The sequence below is a fragment of the Limimaricola cinnabarinus LL-001 genome (assembly GCF_000466965.1).
Lineage (GTDB): Bacteria > Pseudomonadota > Alphaproteobacteria > Rhodobacterales > Rhodobacteraceae > Limimaricola > Limimaricola cinnabarinus.
In genome coordinates this window covers 1-2,092 of the sequence record NZ_BATB01000139.1, presented here as the reverse complement: position 1 = coordinate 2,092, position 2,092 = coordinate 1, and the positions used below count along the sequence as shown (strand labels likewise).

Annotated in this window: 3 protein-coding genes; 1 reads left to right on the top strand and 2 read right to left on the bottom strand. The window is 67.5% G+C overall.

Features of this window, described 5'->3' with window-relative positions; translation table 11 throughout:
- On the bottom strand, nt 1-222 hold a 222-nt coding region (locus tag MBELCI_RS18675; protein WP_045320539.1), incomplete at its 3' end, for a type II toxin-antitoxin system Phd/YefM family antitoxin.
- Between the two features lie 52 nt (nt 223-274).
- Complete coding sequence (locus tag MBELCI_RS18670) at nt 275-1,507, bottom strand: urate hydroxylase PuuD (protein WP_021695799.1); 1,233 nt, start codon at nt 1,505-1,507, stop codon at nt 275-277.
- Between the two features lie 213 nt (nt 1,508-1,720).
- On the opposite strand from MBELCI_RS18670, the gene MBELCI_RS18665 reads away from it, so the two are divergent.
- Nucleotides 1,721-2,092 (top strand): DUF2793 domain-containing protein (locus MBELCI_RS18665; RefSeq protein ID WP_131505605.1); only part of this gene is annotated, 372 nt, incomplete at its 3' end.

The window sequence follows — 2,092 nt, the reverse complement described above, 5'->3', positions numbered from 1 at the left end:
CCGCAGCCGATCACGCTCATCCTCGAGGCCCGGAAAGCCGAGAAGATGCTCGGCGAAACTGCCCCGCTCGGCCCCCGCCGCCGCCACCAGCCGCGCGTATTCCGCAGCCGACAGCACCACGACCGCGGGCTTGCCGCGCCGGGTCACCTCCTGCGGCGCACCGGCGATGGCGGCGTCCACCACGGCGCTGAACCGGTTCTTGGCGTCCTGAAGGCTCCACATGGCGCTGCTCCTGTCTAGCTACCTGTCTAGATAGGGACAGCCTGCTCCCAGATCAAGCCCCCTGCCCCGCCCGGAACCAGCGCACCAGCGCCCGGCGGTCCGCCTCGGAGATGTCGGTGACGTTGGCGGGCGGCATCGCATGGGTGACCCCGGCCTGAAGGTAGATGGCGCGGGCGTTCTGCGCGATGTCCTGCGGCGTCTCGAGCACCACCCCCTTGGGGGCCCAACGGATGCCGTCCCAGACCGGCTCGCGCGCATGACACATGGAGCAGCGTCCCACCACGATCTGTTCCGCCTCGTGAAATCCCTCCGCCTCTGCGAAGCGCTGCTCATAGGCGGTCATCGGCCGCGCCTCGGCCTCCTCGTAGGAGCCCCACATCGGCGCGGTCGAGAGCCACGCGAGGACGAGGAAGATGATCACCGTCGCCCCCCATGTCCAATGCGGCCCCTTGCCGGTGGCGTGCATGGTGTTGAAGTAGTGCCGGATCGTCACCCCCATCAGGAACACCAACGACGCGATGATCCAACTGTACTCTGTCGCGAAGGCGAGCGGGTAGTGGTTCGACAGCATCAGGAACACAACCGGCAGGGTCAAGTAGTTGTTGTGCGTGCTCCGAAGCTTGGCGATCTTGCCGTATTTCGGATCGGGCTTGCGCCCCGCCTTGAGGTCGGCGACCACGATGCGCTGGTTCGGCATGATGATCAGGAACACGTTCGCGGTCATGATCGTCGCGGTGAAGGCACCAAGGTGCAACAGCGCCGCGCGCCCGGTGAAGATCTGGTTGTAGCCCCAGCTCATCGCCACCAGCAGCGCGAAGAGAAGCAGCATCAGGAGCGTCGGACGATTGCCCAGCCCCGATTTGCACAGCCGGTCATAGACCAGCCAGCCGATGGTGAGCGATCCCGCCGACAGCGTGATCGCCTGCCACACCGCGAGATCGGCGCGCGACGGGTCGATGAGATAAAGCTCCGCCCCGACCCAGTAGACGATCATCAACAGCGCCGCGCCCGACAGCCACGTCGCGTAGCTCTCCCATTTGAACCATGTCAGATGCTCGGGCATCGCGTCGGGTGCGACGAGGAACTTGCGGATGTGATAGAACCCGCCGCCATGCACTTGCCACTCCTCGCCATGCGCGCCGGGCGGCAGGTCGGGGGCCTTCTTCAGGCCGAGGTCGAGCGCGACGAAATAGAAGGACGAGCCGATCCAGGCGATGGCGGTGATGACATGGAGCCAGCGCACGGCGAAACCGGCCCAGTCCCACAGGATTGCGAAGTCGTGCATCTGGTTCCCTCGAGGTTGGCGCCCACCACTCTAGCGGCGCGTTCGCGTCATCGCCAAGCCATGCGCGCGCCAAGCAGCTTCAAACGAAACCGGACAATCGCGGATCGTGGAAGGTTCTCCGTGGCAGGATCGCGCGCGCAACGCGCGCCACGATCACGCCTCGTTGCGACACCGCGGCTATGCTCGCCCGAAAGCCAGCCCCATGAGGACGCCATGTCACAGATCTCGGCCATCCTGTCGCTGCCCTACATCCAGCCCGGACAGGCGCAGAAACACGTCACCCATAACGAGGCGATCAAGCGGCTCGACGCGCTCGTGCAGCCGGTGGTCGCCGACCGGGACCGCGCGGCCCCTCCCGCCGCGCCGGACCTCGGCGCGCGCCACATCGTGGCGGCGGGGGCGGCGGGCCACTGGGCCGGACATGCGGGCGAGATCGCGGTCTGGGACGGGGCCGCCTGGCTGTTCGAGACCCCCCTGCCCGGCTGGCGCGCGCATTGCCTCGCCGAGGACGAGGATCTGCTTTTTGGCGCGCAGGGCTGGCAGGGCCGGTCCGAGCGCGGTGCCCGGGCCGCGCATCTCGGCCTC

What these genes read in the sequence shown, in the direction of transcription:
- MBELCI_RS18670 (WP_021695799.1), bottom strand. Translation starts at nt 1,507, where the DNA reads ATGCACGACTTCGCAATCCTGTGGGACTGGGCCGGTTTCGCCGTGCGC.